At 44.8% G+C, this 25,431-nt stretch carries 25 protein-coding genes; 4 read left to right on the forward strand and 21 right to left on the reverse strand.

Features of this window, described 5'->3' with window-relative positions:
* Positions 1 to 666 precede the first annotated feature (666 nt).
* The 5 genes from ACE4RR_RS18125 to trmB form a co-directional block, all read right to left on the reverse strand.
* Positions 667 to 1,302: a response regulator gene (locus tag ACE4RR_RS18125; RefSeq protein WP_375536860.1), complete on the reverse strand. Its 636-nt coding sequence runs from the start codon at positions 1,300 to 1,302 to the stop codon at positions 667 to 669.
* Positions 1,299 to 2,498: a GAF domain-containing sensor histidine kinase gene (locus ACE4RR_RS18130; protein ID WP_375536861.1), complete on the reverse strand. Its 1,200-nt coding sequence runs from the start codon at positions 2,496 to 2,498 to the stop codon at positions 1,299 to 1,301. The genes ACE4RR_RS18125 and ACE4RR_RS18130 overlap by 4 nt, the downstream gene beginning before the upstream one ends.
* A gap of 36 nt (positions 2,499 to 2,534) precedes the next feature.
* Positions 2,535 to 2,741 carry a hypothetical protein gene (locus ACE4RR_RS18135; protein ID WP_375536862.1) on the reverse strand — a complete coding sequence of 69 codons (207 nt, stop codon included), beginning with the start codon at positions 2,739 to 2,741 and terminating at the stop codon, positions 2,535 to 2,537.
* A 590-nt stretch (positions 2,742 to 3,331) separates the two neighbouring features.
* A complete protein-coding gene (locus ACE4RR_RS18140; protein WP_375536863.1) occupies positions 3,332 to 4,174 on the reverse strand; it encodes a YtnP family quorum-quenching lactonase in 843 nt (280 codons plus the stop codon).
* Between the two features lie 229 nt (positions 4,175 to 4,403).
* Positions 4,404 to 5,060 (reverse strand): tRNA (guanosine(46)-N7)-methyltransferase TrmB, encoded by a 657-nt coding sequence (gene trmB, locus ACE4RR_RS18145; protein WP_375536864.1) that lies wholly within the window; start codon positions 5,058 to 5,060, stop codon positions 4,404 to 4,406.
* Positions 5,061 to 5,149: 89 nt separating this feature from the next.
* Between trmB and ACE4RR_RS18150 the strand changes: the two genes are divergently transcribed.
* On the forward strand, positions 5,150 to 5,482 hold the full coding sequence (locus ACE4RR_RS18150) for a hypothetical protein (RefSeq protein ID WP_375536865.1): 333 nt from the start codon (positions 5,150 to 5,152) through the stop codon (positions 5,480 to 5,482).
* Between the two features lie 60 nt (positions 5,483 to 5,542).
* Here ACE4RR_RS18150 and ACE4RR_RS18155 read toward each other — a convergent pair whose 3' ends face one another.
* The 3 genes from ACE4RR_RS18155 to pulA all read right to left on the reverse strand — a co-directional run bounded on the left by ACE4RR_RS18155 (position 5,543) and on the right by pulA (position 9,730).
* On the reverse strand, positions 5,543 to 6,490 hold the full coding sequence (locus ACE4RR_RS18155; RefSeq protein WP_375536866.1) for a carbohydrate kinase family protein: 948 nt from the start codon (positions 6,488 to 6,490) through the stop codon (positions 5,543 to 5,545).
* 207 nt (positions 6,491 to 6,697) lie between these two features.
* Positions 6,698 to 7,522, reverse strand: coding sequence for a phosphotransferase (locus ACE4RR_RS18160; RefSeq protein ID WP_375536867.1), 825 nt, complete (start codon positions 7,520 to 7,522; stop codon positions 6,698 to 6,700).
* Positions 7,523 to 7,582: 60 nt separating this feature from the next.
* Complete coding sequence (gene pulA, locus ACE4RR_RS18165; protein WP_375536868.1) at positions 7,583 to 9,730, reverse strand: type I pullulanase; 2,148 nt, start codon at positions 9,728 to 9,730, stop codon at positions 7,583 to 7,585.
* A 119-nt stretch (positions 9,731 to 9,849) separates the two neighbouring features.
* On the opposite strand from pulA, the gene purU reads away from it, so the two are divergent.
* The gene (purU, locus tag ACE4RR_RS18170) at positions 9,850 to 10,722 is read left to right on the forward strand and encodes a formyltetrahydrofolate deformylase (RefSeq protein WP_375536869.1); all 873 of its coding nucleotides are present in this window, start codon (positions 9,850 to 9,852) and stop codon (positions 10,720 to 10,722) included.
* Between the two features lie 3 nt (positions 10,723 to 10,725).
* On the opposite strand, the gene ACE4RR_RS18175 is transcribed toward purU, so the two are convergent.
* From ACE4RR_RS18175 to thpR, 4 genes are all read right to left on the reverse strand, one after another.
* Positions 10,726 to 11,688 (reverse strand): nuclease-related domain-containing protein, encoded by a 963-nt coding sequence (locus ACE4RR_RS18175; protein WP_375536870.1) that lies wholly within the window; start codon positions 11,686 to 11,688, stop codon positions 10,726 to 10,728.
* Positions 11,689 to 11,768: 80 nt separating this feature from the next.
* Entirely contained in the window at positions 11,769 to 12,458 is a 690-nt protein-coding gene (locus ACE4RR_RS18180) for an LrgB family protein (protein WP_375536871.1), read from the reverse strand.
* Positions 12,451 to 12,816, reverse strand: coding sequence for a CidA/LrgA family protein (locus ACE4RR_RS18185; RefSeq protein ID WP_375536872.1), 366 nt, complete (start codon positions 12,814 to 12,816; stop codon positions 12,451 to 12,453). Before ACE4RR_RS18185 ends, ACE4RR_RS18180 begins: the two co-directional genes overlap by 8 nt.
* Before the next feature lie 65 nt (positions 12,817 to 12,881).
* Complete coding sequence (thpR, locus tag ACE4RR_RS18190) at positions 12,882 to 13,427, reverse strand: RNA 2',3'-cyclic phosphodiesterase (protein WP_375536873.1); 546 nt, start codon at positions 13,425 to 13,427, stop codon at positions 12,882 to 12,884.
* A 115-nt stretch (positions 13,428 to 13,542) separates the two neighbouring features.
* On the opposite strand from thpR, the gene cysK reads away from it, so the two are divergent.
* Positions 13,543 to 14,481 carry a cysteine synthase A gene (gene cysK, locus ACE4RR_RS18195; RefSeq protein WP_375536874.1) on the forward strand — a complete coding sequence of 313 codons (939 nt, stop codon included), beginning with the start codon at positions 13,543 to 13,545 and terminating at the stop codon, positions 14,479 to 14,481.
* Positions 14,482 to 14,675: 194 nt separating this feature from the next.
* Here cysK and ACE4RR_RS18200 read toward each other — a convergent pair whose 3' ends face one another.
* The 6 genes from ACE4RR_RS18200 to pepV form a co-directional block, all read right to left on the reverse strand.
* Positions 14,676 to 15,455 carry a fumarylacetoacetate hydrolase family protein gene (locus ACE4RR_RS18200; protein ID WP_375536875.1) on the reverse strand — a complete coding sequence of 260 codons (780 nt, stop codon included), beginning with the start codon at positions 15,453 to 15,455 and terminating at the stop codon, positions 14,676 to 14,678.
* Positions 15,456 to 15,473: 18 nt separating this feature from the next.
* Entirely contained in the window at positions 15,474 to 16,937 is a 1,464-nt protein-coding gene (locus ACE4RR_RS18205) for an FAD-binding oxidoreductase (RefSeq protein WP_375536876.1), read from the reverse strand.
* Positions 16,938 to 16,943: 6 nt separating this feature from the next.
* Positions 16,944 to 18,335, reverse strand: a complete 1,392-nt coding sequence (locus tag ACE4RR_RS18210; RefSeq protein ID WP_375536877.1) for a (Fe-S)-binding protein — start codon at positions 18,333 to 18,335, stop codon at positions 16,944 to 16,946.
* 2 nt (positions 18,336 to 18,337) lie between these two features.
* Positions 18,338 to 19,618, reverse strand: a complete 1,281-nt coding sequence (locus ACE4RR_RS18215; protein ID WP_375536878.1) for an FAD-binding oxidoreductase — start codon at positions 19,616 to 19,618, stop codon at positions 18,338 to 18,340.
* A gap of 27 nt (positions 19,619 to 19,645) precedes the next feature.
* On the reverse strand, positions 19,646 to 20,368 hold the full coding sequence (locus ACE4RR_RS18220) for a FadR/GntR family transcriptional regulator (protein ID WP_375536879.1): 723 nt from the start codon (positions 20,366 to 20,368) through the stop codon (positions 19,646 to 19,648).
* Positions 20,369 to 20,728: 360 nt separating this feature from the next.
* Complete coding sequence (pepV, locus tag ACE4RR_RS18225) at positions 20,729 to 22,135, reverse strand: dipeptidase PepV (protein ID WP_375536880.1); 1,407 nt, start codon at positions 22,133 to 22,135, stop codon at positions 20,729 to 20,731.
* Positions 22,136 to 22,444: 309 nt separating this feature from the next.
* Between pepV and ACE4RR_RS18230 the strand changes: the two genes are divergently transcribed.
* Positions 22,445 to 22,663 (forward strand): DeoR family transcriptional regulator, encoded by a 219-nt coding sequence (locus ACE4RR_RS18230; protein WP_375536881.1) that lies wholly within the window; start codon positions 22,445 to 22,447, stop codon positions 22,661 to 22,663.
* A 26-nt stretch (positions 22,664 to 22,689) separates the two neighbouring features.
* Here the strand turns inward: ACE4RR_RS18230 and ACE4RR_RS18235 are convergent, their stop codons facing one another.
* The 3 genes from ACE4RR_RS18235 to ftsW form a co-directional block, all read right to left on the reverse strand.
* On the reverse strand, positions 22,690 to 23,430 hold the full coding sequence (locus ACE4RR_RS18235; RefSeq protein WP_375536882.1) for a pseudouridine synthase: 741 nt from the start codon (positions 23,428 to 23,430) through the stop codon (positions 22,690 to 22,692).
* Entirely contained in the window at positions 23,420 to 24,091 is a 672-nt protein-coding gene (locus ACE4RR_RS18240; protein ID WP_375536883.1) for a hypothetical protein, read from the reverse strand. The genes ACE4RR_RS18235 and ACE4RR_RS18240 overlap by 11 nt, the downstream gene beginning before the upstream one ends.
* A gap of 76 nt (positions 24,092 to 24,167) precedes the next feature.
* Positions 24,168 to 25,310, reverse strand: coding sequence for a putative lipid II flippase FtsW (ftsW, locus tag ACE4RR_RS18245; protein ID WP_375536884.1), 1,143 nt, complete (start codon positions 25,308 to 25,310; stop codon positions 24,168 to 24,170).
* Between the last annotated feature and the right edge of the window lie 121 nt (positions 25,311 to 25,431).

The raw sequence follows: 25,431 nt of genomic DNA on the forward strand, positions 1-25,431 counted from the left end.
TTTGTTTGATATTTATATTATATCTCACACATGAAAAAGACTAGAAAACAATTTTGTTTTCTAGCCAAAAATCGTATTTTATCGGGTACTTTTTCAGCAGCCTCGAAGAGCAGCGGCTGAAGATCCGACGGGCGCGGGTTTCGCCCGGTTAGCTGAAGCGCTGCCCACGGAAAGCGAAGGACTTGTCCACTGCTTTTTTTACCATGCAAAAGGGGCGAGTATCATTAATGATACAGCCCCATAATTTTGGGATGAATTCCATTGTTTATAACCTTTTGATACAGACTAGTTTTTCAAATATTCATATTTTTTTATAGCTGAGGCGGCGCCCATGGAAAGCGAGCGGTTATTTTTCTAAATCAACAATAAAAGATAACAGAGTATCTATTGAAGAGAAGTAAAGTTTGGCACCTTAAATGAGCATAAAGAAGGTGTGTTTGCTTTGACGCTTACGCATGTCTGGAAAGAAAGCAAAGAAAATGTCAGGGAACACAGGCATGGGGCGATACCGTGGGGATCAACGCTCTCTGAAAATCCATTCTGGTGAAGCTTCCCTGAAGCTGAATTAGTTGAAGAAAAGCCCCTCGGAAAGCGTCCGCCTGCAGGGTGAAATCTACAAAATTATTACTTTCTTCTCTTTTTAAAAAAAAGAACCGTTAGACCGGTTCAAGTTTGGTTAAATCCATTTTTCAAAGCGTATATAGCTGCCTGCGTACGGTCTTCTACCTCGAGTTTTCTCAAAATATTAGTCATATGAGTTTTGACCGTCTTCTCGGTGATAATGAGACGGCTTGAAATTTCTTTGTTGGAACATCCATCCAATATTTTTTCGAGAACCTCTTCTTCTCTTGCAGTGAGCCTCTTTAAATAATTTTCCTGTTCACGATAATGCATATGCTGCACCAGCCGGGACGCAGCCTTTGGGTCCAGCTCGGTGCCGCCTTTTACTACGGCATGAATGACTTCGATTAATTTTTCCGGTTCAATGTCCTTCAGCTGGTATCCTGCTGCTCCGGCCTGAAGTGCGGGAATTACCTGTTCTTTTTCAGAAAAGCTCGTTAAGATAATGATCTTTGTGTGCGGGTGTGTCTTCAATATTTTTTCCGTCGCTTCAATTCCGTCCATCACCGGCATAATTAAATCCATTAATACAATATCCGGCTGGATTTCTGATGCAAGCGAAACCGCTTCTTTCCCATTTCCGGCTTCTCCGGCCACCTCGATTTCACTGTTCATATCAAGGTAAAATCTCAGTCCTTTCCGGACAACCTGATGGTCATCTGCAAGTAACACACTAATCATAATTTTCCCCCTGTCGGTGCTTCGGCATAGATGATTGTTCCTGTCCCCGGTTCGGAGTGTATAGCAAAAAAACCGTCCAGCAATTCCATTCGCTGTTTCATTGTCTGAAGTCCAAAGCCTTGCTGATCCTTCATTACACGGGAAGGAATACCTTCTCCATCATCTTTGATTTCAATTACTGCCCGTGTATTTTTGCTGGAAAACCTAACCTCGGCTTTTTTTACAGAGACATGCTTACTGATATTATTTAATGCTTCCTGTCCAATGCGAAGAAATGCCTCCTGAATCGGGAGGGGCCACTCTTCAGTTCTCTTATCATAAATCTTCACGTCGATCCCCAGCGTTTCTCCATAGGAGGCAATAACGTGCCCAAGCCCCTTATCGAGGCCTTCCGGGCGCAGCTGCCAGATTAAAGCCTTCATTTCCTGCAATGCTTCATGGACAAGCTTCTTCACTTCCACCAGCGGTTCCTGCAGTCTCTCATCCTTATTCATTGCCTGCAGCCCTGCCGTATGAAGTGACATCGAAAATAATAATTGATTGACAGAGTCATGAAGATCCCTCGCTAACCGGTGTCTTTCTGAAATCTTAGCTGCTTCTTCTTTTAACAATTGGAGCCTATAGTCTTCCAGCATCATTGCAATGCCGGGGGCAAGCGATTCCAGCGTCTTTTTTTCTTCTGCCGACTTACTGCTGCGCGGCCAGCATAATAGTCCTTTCGTTTCTCCATAATGAAAAGGAACGGCACATACTTCATCAGTAAAATTTTTCTGGTGCTCTGTCACAATCTGCACATCCTCCCATTGAAAAACCTCGCGCAGCGCTTTTTGAATAATTGATACATTGCTTCCTCGTTGAATGGATGCCGCCGTTACAGATTCCATCCATTCCCGTTTTTTTCTATCAAGCTCCTGCTGCTTCTTTTCCTTATCTGCTGCTTCTAATCGTTTCATCGCAGTACCAATTTGAAATGCCGCCGTTTCCAATATATAAAGCTCATCCTTTTCAAAATGTTCCTTGCGTGGTGCCGCAACATTTAAAAGCCCGTAACTGTCATCCCCTGCTTTAATCGGTACGGTAGCATGATGTGTAATATTCAACGTATCCCCATAATTTTTTTGCCGTGCCGTTAACAAACGCTTGCATTCCATCGTATTAACTGCGTGCTTCAGCTCCTTTTTCTCATAGCTGTTCATGCACCAGCAGCTGCCATGACGCATCAGGTACTGGTCCTAGTTATCCAGGGCTGGGGCAAGCTGATGACGTGCTGCCAGTGAATAGGTACCATCTTCTGCGATCAGAAAAATCCATCCCGTAGTCCATGGAGTTATTGAGAGAAGTGACTTTAGCACAGTAGAAAGAGTAGCTTCAATCTCTGTCCCCTGGTTCAACGTCTTTGATATTTTTTTTATAGTTTCTAGTTCTGTTGGTTTTTCCATAAATTTCACACTACTCCTGTAAGGGCGCAACAGCAATAACCACTAAGTGAAACTGGCGGAGCGCTTACTCCGCTGTTTCTTCAAAATGGCCCGTTTTTCCAAGTGTGGCGGACGTGAGTTCCTCTAATCGCCCAATGACGGTCCAATTTCTCTTCCATTCTGGCAAATGGCGTACCTGATGTCGCGTTGACCATCAAAAAGAGAGATTTTTGAGCAAATAAGGGGGCTTCTGAGCTTCCAGCCCGCGAGCCTGATTAGTCTTCTTACCTTCAACCCTTACTTAAGCAAGCGTAGTGTGTCTTCCTCCTCCTTTTCCACAAAGGTCTTTTCTTATTTTTTTCTCGTAATTTATGCTGGTATTTCCATCCATGGTTATTTACTTTCTCTGTGTGGCGCTTTCTTTCCTGCAAAATAGCTTCTTCTAACATCGTGTGCATAAAGCACCGCCTCCTGAATGATCTTTTGTGGTGAGTTAATTAAATTATAAAAAGCCTGCGCCGTTTTATCTTCCGGCACAGGCTTGAATTATTTTTCATTCAGAAGGTTTACTTATTGATGTTCTTTTCTACGACTTATGTCCGGGACAGGACTCAGCTCTTCTTTTCTACCTGATTGATTACCGCGCCGCTTCCATCGTATTGAACCGCCCGGTATTTATAATCATGGTAGAACGTGAACCACGCTTCGTTGTTATATCCTATATCCATATACTTCTGCTTCACGGCAATCGAGTCCATTGGATAGTCATCAAATGCCATAACCCAGAGAACATTTTGGTGAGCGTGCGTCCCCATATTGTCAGCCATGTGGATCATCATTTCATCGTCCTGTTCAATTGTGGTAACCGCCAGACCTGCGCTATGGCCGCCGGTTTTTGTCACTGTAATTCCAGGAGCCGGTTCAAAAGATTCTTCGTACGTTTTTACCTTATGCTCCACCGGCTTCCAATTCTGCGTCCAGTATGTATTCTTCGAGCGGATGTTCGGATTCTTCGTTTCCTCCCATTCTCTCTTTGACACATATACATCAGCATTTTCATAAGCAGGAACTTCCTTGTCTCCTGACCACTTCACAAGCCCGGCGGCGTGGTCAAAGTGCATATGTGTCATAATTACCATATCTATATCAGAAGTAGAGAGGCCCAGCTTCTTCAGATCTTCTTCTACGTACGATTCTTCGGTAATGCCGTAGTTGCGTTTCTGTTTCTCACTGAACCTCCCTTTCCCAAGTCCGGCTTCAATCAGCATTGTCTTTCCGCCGCCCTGTATTAAAATTGGATCAGTGCGGAGTTCAATTTGATTGTTATCATTTACCGGATATTTTTTTGACCATAATGCCCTCGGCACGACGCCAAACATCGCTCCTCCATCCAGGTGGGTAACACCCCCGCGCAGCCAGGTAAGCTTGTAATCGCCTATAGTTAACTGCTCCATTCTTCTCCTCCTTTGAATGCGTTTTCACTCCGTAATTGTAACATAAAGAAAAACTTGGCTTACCGTCAGATTCAAATGTAGAAAAGTCTTTGCTTTTCTTAATCTATCTTTCTCTTCCCCTCAACATTGAACTTCACTTAAACGCTGAATCAATTTCATAAGTGCTTTTCTGAATATAAAAAGGTTGAGGAGCCATGCGCAAGCTCTCATAATAAGGTGTGGTGAATGATCATTCACCGTCATTTGGATAAACGGCCTCCACCCGGAAAATACGCTCGCCTCTACTGTAAAATTTTTCTTCATACTCTGTCATCACATTGTCTTCCCAATCACTTTGATGAAGATTCAGTGAAATATTTTTCAGCTTCAGGCCATACTCTGACATGCTCTCAAGAGAATATTCAAATAAACCCTCATTATCCGTTTTCATATGCAATTCCGCTCCCGGCTTCAGCGCTGCTTTATACAGATCTAAAAAATCCTTATAGGTGAGCCGCCGCTTTTCATGACGTTTTTTGGGCCACGGATCTGTGAAATTAATAAAAATTCTGTCCAGCTCGTTATTTTCGAAATAAGCTGGAAAGTCTGCTGCATCCCCATTGATAAAGCGGAGATTCGCCGGCTTTACTTCCTTCTCTAAAATACGCTGCAGGCCAGTTACGAGGACGCTTTCGTATTTTTCTATTCCAATAAAATTAATGTCCGGATATTTTTCACACATATTCGTCAAAAATTTACCTTTTCCGGTTCCGACCTCCACGTGGATAGGACGGTTATTACTAAAAATCTCGTTCCAGCAGCCTTTTCCTTCTTCTGGAGAAGGGACAATGTATTCAGGATGGCTTTCAAGTAATTCTTTTGCCCAAGGCTTATGGCGCAGTCTCATTGGTACAGACTCCTTTTCGATAAAAATTTTGCTATAATAGGATTGCTGCTGCATACTTAAAGGTATAGTTACATATGAGGAGGAATTCGATGTCACAGCATGTATATCCAGAAACTGAGCAATTGATTAAAATTATCACCGATCTCCTTGACGCCTGTAATGGCAGTGAAGATCAATTCCGCACAATGCATCAGGAATTAAAAAAGCTTCAGCTTGGAGAAGAAATTGATCCAAATTTTCAAGGTACACTGTCAGAAATGGAAGCTTTTATTGACGGTCGGTCGGAAAGTAATTCCCTTCAACAGCATGTAGAAATAAACGAACTAAATTTAAAGCGCTGGCGCAGCGAGCTCCAGCATCTCCAGGAAGGCGCTGGTGCTGTGACAATTGATCATGAACAGCGCCGCGGCCGTGAAATTTAATGTGAGGCAGACAGCCTGTTGAGACAGAAATAATCTCAGCGGGTTTTTTCATCGCTCTGCCTAGCGTAACTTTCGATTTTCAATATCTGTAAGTCTTGGCAATGCCGACATGGCTCCTTTTTCTGAAGCTGCCAGTCCGCCGGAAACACTCGCAAATGCCGCGAACTCCTCCCATTGGTCAAGACCAATGTCCCGTGGATCCTGTCTGCTTTCGTGTATCTGATAAAGCAGGCCGGACACATATGCGTCTCCGGCACCTGTCGTATCTACTGCATTGACTTTATCTGCCGGCGCATCAATTCTGCCATCCTTTGTAATGATTGTGCTCCCTTCCGCTCCTTTTGTGACCACCAGTACAGGAATGTGAAATGACTTCAGCTGTTCAAGCGCATTTTCTTCCTCTGCTTCTCCAGTTAAAAAGGAGAGCTCATCCTCAGAAATTTTGACAATATCTGCACTTGACAGCGTATCTAAAATCACTGTCCTGGCCGCTTTTTCATTTGGCCACAGCGGCAGCCGTACATTGGGATCAAATGAAATCGTCATGCCATACTTTTTCGCGAGATCAATGGCATGCAGAGTGGCAGACCTGGCCGGTTCATTAATTAGAGTAATCGACCCGAAATGAAGAATTTTACACTGATGAAACAGTGCTTCCCTTACTTCGCCTGCTTCCAGTTTTTGATCAGCGCTTGGCTTTATGTAAAAATCAAAGCTTCTCTCTCCGCCTTCTCCGAGCGTTACAAAAACAACCCCTGTCCTAGTCTCTGTAGTCAATGATACTGCACTCGTATTCACACCATACTCGGTAAGCGTTTCAAGCAGAAATCTGCCCAGCACATCATCTCCGATCTTTCCAGCAAAATAAGTCTCGATCCCGAGTCTCGATAGTCCTACGGCCACATTTGCAGGCGCTCCGCCTGGATTCTTTTGAAATACACTGTTAGTTCGGTCCATTGGAATAAAATCAATCAGCGCCTCACCTAAACTAATCACACCTTTTTTCACTCTCTATCATCCATCCTCTCTAGGGGTTGACCAGATTTTCTGGCACCTCGGAATTTATTAAAGCAGTGCTTTAAATGTATAAAAATAGGATACCTCATTAAGAAGGAAAACGCATTTCCTCAGGCATCCTTTCCTTTCAAGCGATATTAGGGTAATGAGAGAAGGGAAATTTTACTATTTCCCGGGGAATAAAGCTTATTTTGTCGGTTATTGCTGGTCCATTTTAGCAGAGAGCTGCTCTATCCATTCGTTTGCTTCTTCAGTTTCTCCGCGTCTCAGATGGTATAGACTGTAATAAATCATATGAGATATCACGTACCACTTCATTCTGACTTCTAAATTTCTGGTCAGAGTAATACCGTAATAAGAAAGCCATTCCTCCCAGCGGTCCCCAGGAATATATTCATCCAGCAAAAGACCAAGATCAAACGCAGGGTCTGCAACCGTAGCTCCGTCCCAATCGATTAGAAATAAATCATTGTCCGAATTTATAATCCAATTATTGTGATTCATGTCACAATGGCACACTACCATCTTTGGAGGTGTGACCAGGCTGCGCATTATTGAAAGATATTGAACTGCTTCGGCTAATACTGGGTGTGAAAATCCTGAATCCATCATACTGTTTTGAAGGTCTTCAATGATTCCCTCCGGCGTGAGCGGTTCATTACCAATTCTCTTAAACATATCAAGCAGTTCAACCGAGGTATGTATCTTACTTAACAACTCGGCAACATCCGGCCTGATCATATCATAGCCTTTTAATTCACGACCGTGCACCCACCGCTGAGCAGTGATCACGTCCCCGTTCTCCAGCCTTTTCGTCCAGAGCAGCTTCGGCACTATCCCTTCAGCAGACAATACAGCAAGGAAAGGAGAGGAATTGCGCTTTAAGAATAGCTTTTGCTCCCCTGCACGGGCAATATATGCTTCTCCCGAAGACCCTCCGGCAGGTTCTACTGTCCAACCTTCTCCAAGTAGCAATTCCAATAGTTTCACCCTCATTTTTACTAAATTATCTGATTGTTTCATGTCGAATTCCTTTTCTCGGGAAGCTGCCCATAAGCTTGTATTTAAACTAATCTATTCACTTTACTGTAATAAAACCATCGCGGTCATCGATTGAATATTTATGGCATGAGAGTTAATCGTTTTTAATGGTATCAAATTAGCACTTTCCCCGTCAACAAGCACCTGCAGCGGGCCAGAGCCCGGCAGATCAAGCTGTTTTTCGGTTTCAGAAGCATTCAAGACCACCATAACCTGCTGCTCGTCATCCGCTTTCTTTTTAAAATAAAAAGCGACAACATTTTCCGGGGCCTCAAGTAAAACAAATCTATTTCCAATTTCTTCCTTGGTCTGCATTCGAAAACAGCTGTATTTCCTGCGGACAGCTATCAGCCCTTTTACGTAATTTACATAATTCTGATATTGCCCGCGCTTTTTCCAATCCAGCTGGTTAATCCACAGGGGCGAATTGTAACTGTTTTCAACGCCGAATTTTGTCCGGTAAAATTCCTGGCCGGCATGAAGGAAAGGAACGCCTTGAGCAAGCAGAACCACTGCCGTTGCCAGGCGGTGCATTTTCATTCTTGCCTCTTTTTTTATATGAGATGATTTGAATTCGAGATGGTCCCACAACGTGTAATTATCATGACATTCTACATAATTGATAGACTTTCCAGGATCATCGAACAGCGGATCCCTGTAATTCTGTGAAATTACAGAGCCCTTTAAATAATACGGGAGCTCTGCTGTTTTTGCAGCATTTCCGTGAATAAATCCAACTTCTTCTCTGTTCATGTGACTGCCCTTTATTAAATCTCTAAAACGGTCATTAAAAAAGCCAATCTTATTCATTCGTCCAGATTGCTCTATCACTGCTTTTTGGTGGTGCGGAAGGGAGGTTGGCATGTTCCAGCCTTCACCGTACAGCATTAATGAAGGATTGATTGCAAGCAGTTCTTTTTCAATTCTCTGCATTGTTTCTACATCGTGTATTCCCATCAAGTCAAAGCGAAAGCCATCAACTGAATAATGTTTGACCCAATGCTTCAGCGAATCGATAATATATTTCTTCATCATTTTCCGTTCGGAGGCAGTATCGTTGCCTACTCCTGTTCCGTCAGAAGGAATGCCGCTTTCTTCATATCGAAAATAATAGCCCGGTACGAGCTTTTCAAGGGAGGAAAATTCCCGGATATAAAAATGATTATAGACTACATCCATTGTAACCCGTATCCCGGCCAGATGAAGAGCAGACACTGCGCTCTGCAGCTCAGTAATTCTTGCAGGACCGTCATCTGCATCCGTTGCATAGCTTCCTTCCGGGGTAAAATGATGAACAGCATCATAACCCCAATTGTAAGCCGGCGGCTCTTTTGTTTCATCGACACTTCCGAAATCCTGAACAGGCAGCAGCTGCACATGCGTTATACCGAGTTCTTTTAAATAAGAGAGCCCTGTAGACAGCCCATCAGGTGTTTTCGTATCGTTTTCAGTCCAGCTTTTATACTTCCCTTTATTATCGGCATTACTATATAAATGTGAAGTGAAATCTCGAACATGCGCTTCATAAATAATCGCATCCACTGGATGGTGAAAAGAGGAGGCCGGTGCATGCACAGGTTCAGTAAGCCGTTCCCAATCTATCATGATTGAACAGCGGCCGTTAACTGAGGCGGAGCTGCCGTACGGATCACTTGTTTCGTGCTGCTCTCCATTCACATTCACCCGATAGGTGTAGCGCTGCAAATGATAGTCTCCTACCAGCTTAACACGCCAGACACCTTTTTCAGTTCGAATCATATGCCTAGTTTCTACCGGTGCTGTAACTCCTTTTTCATATAGTAACAGCTCCACATTCTCAGCAGTCGGCGCCCACACAGCAGCATAGGTATGACTCTTTCCACACAGAGCTCCCAAATCATCGCCGTCATAAGCGTATAATTTATCAAACGTCTCCGTTCTCACCGCTTTCCCAGAAAGTACCCTCGCCTGATGCCCGTATGAGTTCTCAACGATATATAGAATTCCCGCCTGCAGGGTATCCTCCGTGGTGATCCGAATGCGTCCGTGGTGTTCCACCGCCTCAATATTAACCTCTTTTTCATTATGACCGATTTGAAAAAGCTTCCACTCGTCAAGATCCCCTTGTATATCGCCCTTGACGAAGATAGTATTCAAGTCTTCGAGCCAGGCTATGATAGTTGTTTTCTTGTTTTCAATTGAAACGTTCATCAAAGACTGACCTCCGCTTCCTAAATATTTGCATGAACTCCTGCTTTTTTTTCTCCATAAGGAATGATATAGTAAATCCGTCTGCGCAAGCTGATATTACGTACAGTGGAGGAAATAATATGGATTTAAAAAAACATCGAAATCGTGCTCGTTTATTAATATCCTGCCCGGACCAGCCAGGAATCGTGGCATCCGTTTCAGAATTTTTATATAACTCAAAGGCAAATATTGTTCAATCCGATCAATATACTACCGACCCTGAAGGCGGAAGGTTTTTTATGAGAATTGAATTTGATTTATCATCTTTTGATACATCATACCCTTTACTCGAGAAAAATTTTGCCGATATTGCTGACAGGTTCCAAATGAATTGGCGCCTGCAGATGGAACGGAAAACGAAAAGGATGGCTCTATTTGTCTCAAAAGAGGATCACTGCCTCCTGGAATTGCTGTGGCGGTGGCGATCCGGCGAGATTGATGTCGATATTCCTCTAATAATCAGCAATCATCCCGATTTAAAAGATATCGTAGAGGGTTATGGTATATCCTTCTATCATATACCTGTTTCCAAAGAAACAAAAGGAGAAGCTGAAAAAGAAGCGAAAAAACAGCTTGAGAAAGCCAGCATTGATTTTCTCGTACTCGCTCGTTATATGCAGATTTTGTCGCCTGATTTTGTCCATACTTTTTCAGAACGAATTATTAATATCCATCATTCATTTTTGCCGGCGTTTATCGGTGCCAACCCCTATAAAAAAGCGTTTGACCGAGGTGTCAAACTGATTGGTGCCACTGCTCACTTTGTTACCGATGATCTCGATGAAGGACCAATCATCGAACAAGAGGTGCTGCGGGTAAATCACCGCTACAGTACCGAAGACCTGAGAATCGCCGGACGCAATGCGGAAAAAATCGCACTGGCCAAAGCAGTGAAGGCACATATTCAAGACAAAATTATTGTCTATGGCAATAAAACAGTGGTCTTCCCTTAATAGTTATTCATCAAAATCATTTTCACCCCTGTGAAATAGATCCTCGCGGCGAAAAGACACTGTTATTGTATTCTCAAGCAGCATATCCGCAATTTTTAATTGAGTGCTTTTGATAGGAGACGGCTGGCGTTTTAATTTCGCCAGCCAATTTTCATGACTTCTCCGGTCAATTAATTCTACTTTTAACCCGGAAGAGCGGTTATCAATAAGTGAAGCAGGTGACCATACTGCATACCTCACCGGCAAAGCTGCCTCATTATTTTTCAAAATCTCCCGCAGGATCGAGCCCATCCGGTTTAAAGAAACGACCGGGTTCACTTTCCGCTTAATCTGCTGGTCAACGTATTCGTTCCAAAATCTTCCGGAAGAGCTTTCAAATACACTATTATGCTTCCCTTCAAGAATTGTCAGGCAGATTATTTCTGCCGGACTGATAAGTATAACATCCATCTCTATAGGGGCATTCCGCACTGAGAAGATTGGATAATACAGCACAAAATAATTATCAGGCAGCTCCCGAAGCAAATAACGGAGAAGCTGATCATATTTGAACTTCGGATTCAGGCTCGACTCTTCAAGCAGTGACGAACTGGCCCACTTCAGCTGAGCTAAAAAAAGTTCCTCGTAAAAAATGTCAATTATATCTTCACGGGACCTTCCTTCGTATAAAGAAAAATTTGAATCTTCTATGTTCATATTAAATTCCGGTACGACGTGTTTTCTTTTAACGGAGAAATTTTTCAGCCGGTCGAGCGCCTGGGTGAACACATTTTTCTCGGATTCATAAAACCAATCCTCCTCCGCCTCGTCCGTATCGCTTTCCGGAACGGTTCGATTGGCCGTCATCCATTCACGCTTCAAATGATTCCAGCGCTCTTTTTTCAGCCTCGTATACTGACTTGGATACCGGTGGATGTCATGCTGGTACCTGGATGCACAATCTTCCATTTTTATGAGATGAGCCACATATAACACCTCTTTCTAAGAAAAGCGCAAGCATCTTCAGCAGCCTCATGATCGAACTGCTGTACTGACTTCCTGAAGGACTAAAAAAACCATAGCGCGGCAACAGGAACTAAAATAGAGACAAGTACAGCACTTATTGTCATAGAAACCGAACTGGCTGCGCCTTCTTCTTCACTGCTTTCAAGTGCCTTTGCTGTACCTATAGCATGGGAGGCTGTTCCCGTAGCAATGCCTTTACTAACAGGGTCTTTGATTCCAAGCAGTCTAAACCAGTAAGGACCTGCCACTACTCCTCCTATACCCGCCACCATCACAAAAATAGCCGTAATTGCAGGATAGCCTCCAATAGTTTCTGAAACCTCCATAGCCACCGGTGTCGTCACTGAATTTGGAAGCAGCGAGTAGATGAGAGTTTTCTCCATTCCAAGCAGAACAGAGAGAGAATAACTGGTTACAAGACCGATACACGTTCCAAAAGTTACGCCAGAAAGCAGGGGAATAAAATAGCGTTTTAACATACTCCGCTGCTGATAAAGTGGATAGGCAAGCGCTACTACAGCGGGACCAAGAAGCCTTTCAATCCATTGTCCACCGATCATGTATGTATCATAGGAAATTCCTGTCACCAATAAAAAGGTGACCATAAAAATAGTTCCGATAAGCAGCGGAAGTGTTAACGGATGTGGAAACCACTTATAAAAGCTTCTTGCTCCGGCATAAACCAAAAAAGTGCCAATAGCTCCGGTAATCCCTGCAATCCATTCAATCATGCTGCTCCCTCCTCCGCGCCATGGTCTGTGCTGTCCAGCCGGAGACAGCCATCACCGTCATTGTGCTGACAAAGGCAATAACCACAAGCCAGAACGAAGCTCCTGTAAAAACGTCTAAATAAATGATCACACCTGTCGTTATCGGCAGAAATAAGACAGGCATATGAGATAAAAGCAAAGCTGTGCCGCGCTGGATATATTTCGGTTTCATAATTTTCAGCGAAAAGCATGCCAAAAGCAGGAGCATACCAATTATACTTCCTGGAATAACAAGTTCGAACCACTCCCTGATCCAAGAACCCGCTGTATAAAACATATATAGAATGATGATATGAATAACAATACGTAAATTGTCCATCTGCTGCTGTCCCCTTGTTCTCCTGGAAGCGAAGGAAGCCTCTACTGATTAATATCGGTTCTCCTTCAGAACGTTTCCACTATTTCATATTTTGGTTCTTGCTTTGGCCGTGTACGAAAAAGATAAAACTCTGACACTTTCCACTCTAGAGACTCTAAATGAGAGAGTTGTTTTTCCGTTTCGCTGTAAATCTGTTTCCCGCCGTCCCATTTTCTTGCCAATGTAATATGCGGGCGATACGGCCGCGTCTCCACGTCAAATCCTGCTTCCTCGCAAACACCTGCCACCCCTGCCTGCAGATTGAAGAGCGCAGCACTCTTCTCTACACCAGCCCAAAGAATTCTCGGCTGCTTCTTACTTCCAAAAACTCCTTCACGCTCCAATTTTAAATGGAATGAAGTGGTATGCTTTTTCAATATATGCCCCTGTTTAATAATCGCAGCGAGCTTACTTTCCTCAGCAGCTCCGAGAAAGAAAAGCGTAATATGGAAATCGGCGGGATGAACCCACTTTCTGAAAAAAAGATACTGGGCATTTTCCTCTGTCCAGTACGAGAGATACTCTTTAATACGTCTATCAGGCTTCACCGCCAAAAAATAGTGATCTTCCATAAAAAATTCCTCCACAGGCAATTATATAGCATCCCTATTTCAATGATGGGATTAAATGCATTATCTATGTTACTATATTACGAAGATTCGACACAAAAAAAAGGAAGTGACAGCCATGAAAGTGGCAGATAATATGTCCGAACTCGTCGGGCAGACTCCTGTAGTGAAGCTCAATTCCCTGCCCGATGCAAACGGGGCAGAGGTTTACTTTAAACTTGAATTCCAGAATCCCAGCGGCAGCCTGAAGGACCGTGCCGCCCGAAATATGATCTTAGAGGCGGAGAAGGACGGCAGCCTTAAGCCCGGCACCGTTATTATAGAGCCGACATCGGGTAATACCGGTATCGGTCTCGCTATGAACGCATCCGCCAAGGGCTACCGCTCCATCTTAGTTATGCCCGATACCATGTCACAGGAAAGAATAAATTTGTTAAAGGCATATGGCGCAGAAGTTAAGCTTACTCCCGGTGATAAAAAAATGCCGGGAGCAATTGAACGCGCCCATGAGCTCGTAAAAGAGATCCCTAACAGCTATATGCCAATGCAATTTGAAAACCATGCGAATCCAGATGCCCATCGTAAAACAACCGCCCTGGAAATTAAAGAAGCGGTCGAAGAGATCGGCAGGCCTCTTGGTGCATTCGTTGCCGCCTCAGGGACGGGAGGCACCATTACAGGAACGGGGGAAGAACTGCAGAAGTTTTATCCGGAGGCTTCTATGTATGTGGTTGAGCCATTTGGATCGCCGGTGCTTTCTGGAGGGAAGCCGGGTCCTCATAAGCTCGTCGGCACAAGTCCGGGCTTCATCCCTCCCGTCCTCAATCAAAATGTATATAAAAAAATATATAAAGTCACCGATGAAGATGCTTATGACATTACGAGACGCTTAGCGAGAGAAGAAGGGATTCTCGTTGGTCCATCCTCCGGTGCAGCCTGCTGGGCTGCAATAGAAGCCGCCAGGCAGCTTTCTCCAGATCAAATCGTTGTTGCCATCGCCTGCGATACTGGGGAGCGGTATCTCTCTACGGATTTGTTTGATTTCGAAAAGGCGTAAGGAGAGTTCTAGTTTTCATAAAAATAACCTGTAGAGATTTTAACTACTCTCTTCACAGGTTATTTTTTATTAATATGGAGAGAAGCTTATTGAAAGCTGAGAATATGGATGAGGTTATTGGAAACTGCATTGACCAGTCTTTTTTGCTATGAATAGACACAGCAGCTATCAATAAGAATTTGCTTCCGTGGCGATTACCGAGTATCCGCTGTTTTCGCAGCCTTCACAATCGTATTTCGGAGAGTGCCGATACCGTCAATTTTACAGTCAACAACTGTACCGTTTCCAACCATTTCCGCTCCGAGCGGACTTCCGGTTAAAATGACATCTCCCGGAGAAAGGGTCATGATGCTGCTCAAGTAAGAAATCATTTTTTTCGTCGGAACAATCATAAGCTCTGTTTTACTATTTTGTTTCTCAACGCCGTCAACCTCCGCCTTCACGGCCACTTCAAGCGGATCCAGTTCTGTTTCAATAACAGGCCCCAGCGGAGTGAACGTATCGAATGATTTACCGATCGTCCAGTGGCCGTCCTCTCTGAAGTACTGTGGCGCCGTTACATCATTGCCTGCAGTATAGCCAAAAACATAATCAAGCGCTTCATCTTCAGACACATTTTTAGCTTCTCTGCCAATAACGACGGCGAGTTCAGATTCAAACTTAATCGTGTCCGTCCCCTGCGGAAGAACTACTTGCTGTCCTGTTCCGATCACCGAGGAAGCCGGTTTAAAAAAGAACACGGGAATCTCGGGCAGTTTATCAGGAAGTTCACTTGTATCCCCCACGTAATTAGCGCCGATGCCAATGACTTTGGATGGTTCAACTGGAGCAGCCCATTTAACCTGACTTTCGGCAAAAGATCTTCCGTTGTATTCCCATTCACCGAAAATATCACCGACAATTTCATCTATTTTAGACTCTGATACTACACCTGTACATAATTCATCATTAACTATAAACTTTGCAAATTTCACGTTTCACCACTCCAGTTGTTAAATTTGTACTGCTTTTTTCTCTTCTTTTTTAATTTCCACACATTTTCCCGGAGAAGGGAAAAGTTTACCTTTATTTAATAGATTGTGAGGATTAAACACCTCTCTTACTCTCGTTTGGGCTTCAATTTCTTCCTCGCTGAATATGAACTTCATTTCCTCACGTTTTTCAATACCTACGCCGTGCTCACCGGTTATGGATCCGCCCACATCTGCACAGGCTTTAAGACAGGCGGAACCGGCCTTTACTGCTTTGTCCGTTTCTCCCGGCACACTTGAATCGAAAAGTATGAGAGGGTGGAGGTTGCCATCTCCGGCGTGAAAGATATTAGCAATCCGTAATTCATATTCTCTACTGATGGAGGCAATCTGATCAAGAACCTCCGGGAGACGGCTGCGAGGGATTACCCCGTCCTGCACAAGGTAATCCGCGGAAATGGCACCCATTGCTCCAAATCCGGTTTTTCTGTTAGCCCACCATCTACCTCGTTCTTCATCATCCTCTGCCACTTTCACATCGGTCACATGATTATTTTGACAGACATCTAAAATATCATCTATCTGTTCATCAAGCCCGGCAGCAATGCCGTCGACTTCGATCAATAGGAGCGCTGCAATGTCCTTTGGATGTCCGACCGGAAAAGCTCCGGCTTCCACGCCTTCAATGGCAATCTGGTCCATCATTTCAAGGGCTGCAGGCACGATACCTGCAGAAATAATGTCTGAAACTGCTTTGCTTCCATTTTCGACTTTATCAAAATAGGCAAGCACTGTTTGTTTTCTCTCTGGGTTTTTTAATATTTTCACGGTAATCTCCGTAACGACTCCGAGAGTTCCTTCCGATCCTGTCAGTAGTCCAAGCAGGTCGTAGCCGGGCATGTCCGGGATGCCCTCTCCGCCAATATTTACAATTTCTCCGTCCGGCATAACTACTTCAAGTGCGAGGATGTGGTTGGTCGTCACACCATACTTTAGGCAGTGGGCACCTCCGGCATTTTCCGCAACATTTCCTCCAATGGTACAGACGTACTGACTAGATGGATCAGGCGCGTAGTAATAGCCTTTATCTGAAATGGAATGTGTCAGCTTAAGGTTCACAAACCCCGGCTGCACAACGGCCTGCCTGTTTTCATAATCGACACTTAGAAGGCTTTTCATTTTTACGAGACTGATGATGACTTCTTCATTAACCGGTGTTGCTCCGCCGCTCAATCCAGTTCCCGCTCCGCGGGCAAGAAATGGCAGCTTGTGGGTGCTGCAATATTTAACGATCTCTGAAACCTCTTTCGTATCAGTTGGAAATACAACAGCCTTAGGCATATGGGTATGGACAGTAAATCCATCGCTGTCATAAGAGATTAGATCTTCTTTCTTATACAAAATTTCATCGTCTCCGACAATTTCAGCGAGCTTCCGGATGTGTTCATCTCCCTGGATTTTCTTTCTTTTTTTCGAAAAAAGCATAGGGTGCTACTCCTTTCCGGCCGCGGCCATCTGCTTTTGACTTCGCTGCTTTTCAAGCTGATCCTTCTGATACGCCCAGTCGAGGAGCTGGACGGTATGAACCACCTGCGCATTTCTTCCGTACTTCTGTACTCCCATTGCCATCTGCAGCATACAGCCTGGATTACCCATTGAAATCATTTCGAGATCTTCTGGTACATTTTCCATTTTTCGGTCCAGGACAGAGCCGGCCATATCTGGATTGGTAATGTTATAAATACCGGCACTTCCACAGCACATATCCGCATTTTTCATTTCTACAACCTCCAGCCCTGGAATATCTTTCAGAAGCTGGCGGGGTTCGTTGCGGACAGATTGTCCATGTGCCAGGTGACAGGCGTCATGGTAGGTGATACGTGACTGAATTTCTGATTCCGGCTTTTTGTAGCCGCTGTCATACAAATATTTTGAAATATCTTCCACTTTTTCTGAAAATCTTTCCGCACGTTCCTTCCACTCCGGCTCCTGCCGGAACAGTTCCCCGTATTCCTGTAGTGCACAGCCGCAGCCTGCCGCATTAACAATTACTTTGTCAGCCTTCTCAAAGGCTTCGATATTCTGTTTAGCCAGCTCTCTTCCCATATCACGGTCGCCGGCGTGGACATGGAGAGCGCCGCAGCAGGTCTGCTTTTTTGGAATAACGACATCATTGCCATTGTGAGTCAGCACATTGATGGTTGATTCGTTTACATCACTGAACATCACATCCATGATACAGCCTGTTAGTAATGCGACCTCCGCTTTTGTTTCCCCTTTCGCAGGGATAACTTCCATATTTTCATATTTTTTTCGAGAAGGCTGTCGCAGTGCCGGCATAATTGCTTCCATGTCAGCGAGGTGCGACGGCATAATCTTTAACGCTCCCGATTTTCTTACGGCAGTCTGCATACCGCTTTTTTGATAAAATTTCAATAAACCTCCGAGTGTATGAAGCCGCTCTTGATGAGGGAAAACACCCTTCAGGAAAAATTTACTAATTACCCCTTTATAGCCTTTTAACGGCATAGCCTGGCGAATTTGTCCTCTCGCTTCCTCAATAAGCCCGCCGACCTCCACATCTGCCGGACAGGCAGTTGTACAGGCTCTGCAGTCAAGACAGGCAAAGACAGGATCGGCGAAGGCTTCATTAACATCAAGCTTTCCTTCGGCGACAGATTTGATGAGATGAACACGCCCACGTGGTGAGTGCTGCTCCTGCCCCGTTTCAAGATACGTCGGACACGATTCAAGACACATTCCGCAATGCACACAATCAGCCCATTTATCCGGGTCAGGAGTGTCATTCCATTTATAATTGCCAAGCGACATCGTACTGCAGGCAGGTTCTTCTTTTACTGCCGTCTGCTGTTCAGTTGCCATGATTAAATCCCTCCTGCAAATCGTTTAGGGTTTATCAGTCGTTTCGGATCCATTTTCTTTTTTAAACCATCCATAAGAAAAATCGGAGAGGTCTTTTGCCCCCACACCGTTTTTTCATTTCGTAAAGAGAGCGGAAGGTGTCTCGCCACTGCATAGCCGCCCCGCTTTTCAGCAGTGAGACGAATCTTTTCCACTGTCTGATCCAGGACGCCCTCTTTCGCTTTTATATAGGCGTAGGATAGGCCGTGTCCTGCGCCTCCGTGAGCAAGTAATTGAAGCTCTGATGAGTTAAGGCTGTGAAGTTCCTGCACGATATCAAATACATCTATACTCTTGCTGCCGATTTTAACAGCAGCCCATTGCTGTGATTCTGCCGGATCATCGGTTCCGGACGGAGCGATTCGTGAAAAGCGCTCCCAAAAATCCTGTGCTTTGTCCTTCTCTAAAACCGTGATCTCCGCTTCTTCCGGATGATTCTGCTTCATCCAGTTCAACTGATATTCCACGGAGCTCTGCACATCTTCGAATGCTATGGCAAGCGCATAATCCGGCCGGCCGGTCAGCTTGTCTGTAACTGCCGGGGATAGAAACTCAAGGGAAACCGGCTCCAGGAATGTGTCCAGGAAAGCTGTGGAAAAAGAGCGGACTTCATTCTTATCTTTTTCCGGAAAAGAAAGAATGACAACGCTTTCAAATTTAGCAGTTGGACGCAGTTTCAAGGTAATCTCCGTCAAAACTCCAAGCGTACCCATGGCTCCGACAAACAACTTATTCATATCATAGCCGGCAACGTTTTTGACGACTTTTCCTCCCGTTCGGATAATGGTTCCGTCTGAACGGACTACGCGCAGCCCGATCACGTGGTCTCTTGCTGAGCCATATTTCAAGCGTTTTGGGCCGCTGCTGTTTGCCGAAATCACCCCGCCGATTGTCGCTTCCTCCGGCCAGGATGGATCGAGCGGAAGCATTTGATTATATTCTGCTAGGAAGTCCTGCAGCTCTTTTATCGGCGTTCCCGCTTTGACTGTCACAGTCATATCACCGGGAACGTGTTCAATTATGCCACGATACTTTTTTAAGGAAAGGAGAATATCCAGCTCCTTCACCGCTCCGCCGAAGCCGCGCTTCGTGCCTCCACTTATCACAGACACCGTTTTATTATTTTCATCAGCGTACTTTAATACCTCCGCTATATCCTGCTCTGATGCCGGCTCTACTGATGCTTTTCCATCATTTCCGAGCAGATGCGGCTGCTCTGTGTCGGTTACATCATTTAAATTCATCCTTGCATGCACCTCCATCTGCACAATTTAAAAAGATTCTCTATCCTGCAGCACACTTTGCTGCATTAGCGTTTCCACTAAGGATAAATGAGCAAGTATTTCTTCTCTGGCTTCTTTAGGCTGTTTTCGTTCAATCCTTTGGAAGATAGCTTCATGCTGACTTATAATCCGCTTCGTGAGCGAAGAATCCGTAGAAATATACTGATGAAAATCAATCATTTTGTTTTTAGTAGTCGCCGATATAAAGGTCATCAGCTGCGTAAGAATAGAATTACCAGCCGCCGCAGCAATGTACATATGAAAATCGTAGTCCGACTGCCAGCTCTTCTGATCAGTAGAAATCTTCATCCGCTCCACCGCTTCCCTCATCTTTGCAAGTTCTAATTCACTGCGGTAGACGGCCGCCATCTCAACTATTCCCGCCTCGAGAATTTTTCTGACCTGAAAAAGCTCTTTAATATCCTCTAAATCCGGAAATCCTACACCTCCACTGAATAATTTCGACGAATCAAAAGGACTCACAAATGTACCTTCCCCCTGCTTGACATATACCAGACCTTTTCCTTTCAGTGTAGTAATCGCATCACGTACCGCTGAACGGCCGACCTGGAAGTCGTCACAAAGCTCCCGGACAGAAGGCAGTTTTTCATGTGCTTCGTACCTTCCGGATTGTATTAAGCCTTCCATCTGCTCCGCTACACTCTCGGAAATTTTCTTCGTTGAAATCTTTTGGATTTCCAGAAGGATCACACCTTTCAGTTATCAGACATCTGATCTGTATCTTTATTTAATCATAATTGCGTACAATATTCAAACAGTTTTTTAGAGCGCTTTCATTATGGTGAATGGGAAATATTTATTCCGGGAATTGTCTCCAGGGCCGTTCTGTGCCGCGAGTCGCCAGCATTTTTTCCCGCCCACGTGACGCTTTTCACCCGGTCACGCTCTATTTCCCCTGGCAAACCTCGGTTTCCCTCTTTCCCCGTGGCTGTTTCCACCACAAATAAAAGGAAATCCCGTCTTTCCAACGGGTTTCCCTTTTACGTCGCGTTGTATCCCCTCTTCCCAGGCAGTTGCCCTGTCCCCCTTTGATCAAAAGATATTCATACTTCAATCTCGGCCGGCCAGCATATATATCGCTTCCGCGTATATAGCGGTGCAGGCGAGCAGATCATCAACAGATATATATTCATTTTTTTCATGAGCCACATCTTCTCTCCCCGGAAAAACCGGACCAAACGCTACTCCTTCCTGCATCGCCCTAGCATACGTCCCTCCGCCGATGGCGATCGGTCCGCTTAAATCATTCGTATGTTTCTGATAAACATGCAGCAAATTCTGCACTAGCGGCGACTCAGGATCATTATCGTGAGGAGGCTGGTGTTCCTGCTCTGCCCACTTCATCCCCGTTTCTTCAGAAAATTGATTTAGCAGTCTGGTGACTTGTTCATAGGAAGTACGAACAGGATAACGAATATTCATCCCGATTTCTGCACCCATTCCGTCATAATGAACAATCCCTGGATTGATTGTAAGATGGCCGCTTACGTCATCCTCTAATGCTAATCCTGCTTTTTCCCCCTTGTAGTCAGAGAGTCGCTCTGCGATCACCCGCAGAAAGGAGGTGGTTATCTCCGGAAAGGGAAGATTAATTAAAAACTCAGCCATTCTTACGGCAGCATTTTCCCCTCTCTGCGGCTCTGAACCGTGGGAAGACCTTCCTTCAAGCGTCAACTCCAGCCCGTCATTTATTGCTGCTTTGCCCGTAAATTCACGTTTATCCAGCCATGCTTCAAAGTCACTCTTCCACTTCTTCAGTTTATCTTCCTCAGCTTCAAGTACAGCTTCTGCGAGATCAGGCACCATATTCAAACGGTGACCGGCTTTCAGCTTTCTTAATCGTGACCGGTTTTTGTCTGTATCTTGTATCTCCATACTCAGGCTGCCGTCAATAATTCCTTTTTCTGCAAAAATGACTGGAAATTCAGCGTCCGGGGAAAATCCGGTAAGTGGCTGGTTCTCTTTTTTAAAATAATGATCAACACAACGCCACTGACTTTCTTCATCTGTTCCTAAAATGAGGCGCACACTGCGATGCAGTGGCAGTCCAAGATCCTGGATAAGTTTCATTGCGTAATAAGCAGCCACCGCCGGTCCTTTATCATCAACAGCACCCCTGGCATATATTTTTCCCTCCTCGATCCTCGGAGTGAAAGGATCACCGCTCCAGCCGCTTCCTGCCGGGACGACGTCCACATGGCATAAGACACCAACATATTCGCTCGTATTTCCTAATTGAATATGGCCTGCATATCCATCCAGATTTTTTACAAAAAATTTATCTTTTTCACCTTTTTGTAATAAGTATTCCAAAGCCTCTTTAACATCTCTGCCGAACGGTTCACCCTTCGCTTTAGTACTGTCATCGAGAATGCTTGGGATAGAGAGAAATTCGATAGTAGTATTTATTATTTCTTCTTTGCGGCTTTTTACGATATTCTTCCAATCTATATCCATACTCTGCTTCCTTTCTTTACACTGGCTTAAAATAAAATTCGACCTTTTTTGCCAATTATCCGAAATTATTGTACACTAAAATGGACGGACGGGGCCGTTGATAGGATTTTTTCCATCCAGAAATTATTATATCCACTACCCATCGTACATACTAATATATACAGCTTCCATTTTCCTTATTGACTTGTTGTAAAACTACGAAGACATGTCCTGTCAATGCAGATGTACAGCAATGTAAGCACGATGATAGATACCCCGGATACAGTGCTGAACTGTTTTGTCTATCAATTAATGCTAAGGAGTGGTTTTTTGAATACTTCGACCGATCGTATGATCACCAGGATTAAATCCATCTACCTGTACATTAAACAGAAAGGGACGGTGACAACGACAGAACTGGTTGACGAATTCGGAATCACCCAGCGGACCGTTCAGCGGGATCTGAACGTGCTGGAGTATAATCACTTGGTTCACAGCCCAACAAGAGGAAAATGGAGCATCACGAGCAAAAAAGTAAAGGCATCATAGTAAAATAGCAGCGGACCGCAATTGTATTAAAGCGATCCGTTGCTTTTCTTTTGGTATGCTTCTTCGAGAAGGTCCTCCACTTCGTCACTGCTCATTTCCCGGTACTCACCGGGGGCCAGATCAGGATCAAGTGCGAGTGTCCCAATGTGCGTTCTTTTTAAGTAAAGGACCTTTTTTCCTACCGCTTCAAACATCCGCTTTACTTGATGAAATTTGCCTTCCGAGATCACAACAATTACTTCTTTTTTATCTATCCCATCCTTGACATACAGTTCAGCTGGCTTTGTCACGTATCCGGCATCCAGCGTTACTCCACTTTTGAAAAGCGCGGTGTCTTCCTCACTCACGTCCTGGTCTAATACTGCTTCATACGTTTTCTTTACTCCTTTTTTTGGCGATGTGAGAGCATGGGCAAACTTTCCGTCATTTGTAATTAGAAGCAGCCCCTCCGTATCTTTGTCAAGCCGCCCCACAGGAAAAGGATCCCGCACTGCATCTTCTATTTCGAGAATATCTATTACCGTATCGTGAACATCATCGACAGTTGCCGAAATCACCTGCTGAGGCTTATGCATCATCAAGTAGATGTAAGGCTTGTAATCAACCGTTTCTCCAGACACTGTGATCTCCTGTGCCTCCGGGTCGACATGAGAGGAGGCAGAAGACAACTTGGCTCCGTCTGCTTTCACCAGTCCTTTCTTCAAGAGCTGTTTTACATCCTTGCGGCTGCCATAGCCGAGGTTTGCAAGCAGCTTATCAATTCTCACGATTTTGTTCTCTCCATTCTTCTAATATTTTTTTGGCGAACGCACCGTGCTCTCTGTTGACGTGCGCATGAGAAACGCCGCCGGGGATTTGTTTTATTACCGCCTGCATGACAGCTTCAGGGAGTTTCTCTTTTCTCAAACGTTCTTCTAAGCGGATCAGCATCCGGACAGTTTCTTCAACGGCTGTCTTATTTGCTGTCTGAACTATTTCTTCCTCTCCCTCGATCACCTCGAATGAACGTCCAAGCCACTCCTGCAGCTTCATTGCTTCAGCTTTTTTTTCGACGACAAATAACCCTCCGCTGTTTTCTCTTCCAGACTGAAGAGCGTGGCCAGCAAATTTGGCAGAAATGATACGGTGCCGGGGCACGATTTCTCTCACTTCTGCCGCCGGCATAGCCGTGGCCGTGTGAAAAATCACAGTTTCTTCTGAAAAGCTGTCACCATAATCATAAAGAAATTCTTTTACAGCATCAGGAGGCAGTGCTAGAAACACGGCGTCAAACTTCGCAAATGAGCCGGGAGAAATATATTCAATGTCAGGATTTAATTTCGCCGCATCAATAACCTTTTGAGCAGAACGGTTGTAGACATGAAATGAATGAGAGTCCCCTTGTGAAATGACCATTTCTGCTAGTTTTCCAAAACCTGCAATAAGCATGGATCGTTCTCCTTTCTCCGTAGATCAATTCGCTGAAAAAAAGTGCCGTCCGATGTTTGGACAGCACTGTAAAAATCTACGCGGCACCCGCCTCTTCCACTTCTCTTTTCTGGCGATTATTTTCTTTCGAAATGCTCGCGAGAATTCCCACTGCCATCAAGGAAACGAGCAGGGAGGAGCCGCCATAGCTGACAAACGGAAATGGCAGCCCGGTGATCGGCATAAGACCTGTGGCGGCGCCGGCGTTAACAACCGCCTGGCTGACGAGTTGAAAAACAAGGCCAAAAGCAAGCAGTGTGCCGAACGAGCTTTTGCTCCGCACTCCGATTATTATTCCTCTCCAGGCAATGATGCCAAGACAAAGCAGTACAAATCCGATCCCCAGCAGCCCCAGCTCTTCAGCGACTACAGCAAGTATAAAATCGGTATGAGGCTCGGGGAGAAAATGCATCTTCTGCACACTTTGCCCGAGACCAACCCCGGTGATGCCGCCGTTTGCTATCGCTATATAGGATTGAATCAGCTGGTAACCTCCTCCACTCGCCATATCTTCCTGCGCCACCTCAAACGGGTCCCGAAAAGCTGTCAAACGCTGAATGCGGTACGAGGCAGTAAGCGCAAAATACGCAACCACTCCTCCGGATAAACTGGCCAATACGGCAAGATGACGAAACTTTGCCCCCGATAAAAATACAATAATGCCCGCTGTCATTAAAAGAGCAGCGGCAGTACCAAGGTCCGGCTGCAGCATAATCAGGGAAAAGATAAAAACAACTACCACTAACGGCGGTATCACTCCACTGATAAATTTGTTTATATACGCCTGTTTCTGGGAATAAACCTGCGCCAAATAAATAATGACGGCAATTTTCACAAATTCCGACGGCTGAATGCTGAACGGTCCTGCGGAGATCCAGCTTTTTGCACCATTGACCTCGCGGCCGATCACAAGCACAAGAATCAGCAGAGCGATGGATCCAAGAATCATCAACGGGGACAGCTTGTTGAACATCGGATAACGAAAATGCATAAACACGACCAGCAAAAACATTCCGCCACCAAACCAGATGAGCTGGCGTGTAAAAAAATGAGAGGGGTTGTCATATAAATCGATGGCAAGCGGAAAGCTTGCGCTGTATATCATGATGGCCCCGAAAATACTAAGCAGGACAGCAGCAGATATAAGCCACCAGTCATAATCTTTGTAACGATTCAACATCATGATTCACCCCGGATCTCTCCTGAACTTTCATTTGATTTTATTTCAGAAAAAAATACTTGGCCGCCGACAGATATACATTGCTGCAGCCCCCGCATTTCTTATATCTTCATCCATCTAC

The organism is Alteribacillus sp. HJP-4, assembly GCF_042139015.1.
Lineage (GTDB): Bacteria > Bacillota > Bacilli > Bacillales > Marinococcaceae > JBHIKY01.

Coding starts and splice junctions, on each gene's coding strand:
- thpR (WP_375536873.1), bottom strand. CDS start 13,427: ATGGAAGATCACTATTTTTTGGCGGTGAAGCCTGATAGACGTATTAAA.
- ACE4RR_RS18125 (WP_375536860.1), bottom strand. CDS start 1,302: ATGATTAGTGTGTTACTTGCAGATGACCATCAGGTTGTCCGGAAAGGA.
- cysK (WP_375536874.1), top strand. CDS start 13,543: ATGAAAGTGGCAGATAATATGTCCGAACTCGTCGGGCAGACTCCTGTA.
- ACE4RR_RS18180 (WP_375536871.1), bottom strand. CDS start 12,458: ATGATTGAATGGATTGCAGGGATTACCGGAGCTATTGGCACTTTTTTG.
- ACE4RR_RS18185 (WP_375536872.1), bottom strand. CDS start 12,816: ATGGACAATTTACGTATTGTTATTCATATCATCATTCTATATATGTTT.
- ftsW (WP_375536884.1), bottom strand. CDS start 25,310: ATGTTGAATCGTTACAAAGATTATGACTGGTGGCTTATATCTGCTGCT.
- ACE4RR_RS18140 (WP_375536863.1), bottom strand. CDS start 4,174: ATGGAGCAGTTAACTATAGGCGATTACAAGCTTACCTGGCTGCGCGGG.
- ACE4RR_RS18210 (WP_375536877.1), bottom strand. CDS start 18,335: ATGGCAACTGAACAGCAGACGGCAGTAAAAGAAGAACCTGCCTGCAGT.
- pepV (WP_375536880.1), bottom strand. CDS start 22,135: ATGGATATAGATTGGAAGAATATCGTAAAAAGCCGCAAAGAAGAAATA.
- ACE4RR_RS18205 (WP_375536876.1), bottom strand. CDS start 16,937: ATGCTTTTTTCGAAAAAAAGAAAGAAAATCCAGGGAGATGAACACATC.
- ACE4RR_RS18215 (WP_375536878.1), bottom strand. CDS start 19,618: ATGAATTTAAATGATGTAACCGACACAGAGCAGCCGCATCTGCTCGGA.
- ACE4RR_RS18160 (WP_375536867.1), bottom strand. CDS start 7,522: ATGAAACAATCAGATAATTTAGTAAAAATGAGGGTGAAACTATTGGAA.
- pulA (WP_375536868.1), bottom strand. CDS start 9,730: ATGAACGTTTCAATTGAAAACAAGAAAACAACTATCATAGCCTGGCTC.
- ACE4RR_RS18135 (WP_375536862.1), bottom strand. CDS start 2,741: ATGGAAAAACCAACAGAACTAGAAACTATAAAAAAAATATCAAAGACG.
- trmB (WP_375536864.1), bottom strand. CDS start 5,060: ATGAGACTGCGCCATAAGCCTTGGGCAAAAGAATTACTTGAAAGCCAT.
- ACE4RR_RS18150 (WP_375536865.1), top strand. CDS start 5,150: ATGTCACAGCATGTATATCCAGAAACTGAGCAATTGATTAAAATTATC.
- ACE4RR_RS18130 (WP_375536861.1), bottom strand. CDS start 2,498: ATGAACAGCTATGAGAAAAAGGAGCTGAAGCACGCAGTTAATACGATG.
- purU (WP_375536869.1), top strand. CDS start 9,850: ATGGATTTAAAAAAACATCGAAATCGTGCTCGTTTATTAATATCCTGC.
- ACE4RR_RS18240 (WP_375536883.1), bottom strand. CDS start 24,091: ATGCTTATTGCAGGTTTTGGAAAACTAGCAGAAATGGTCATTTCACAA.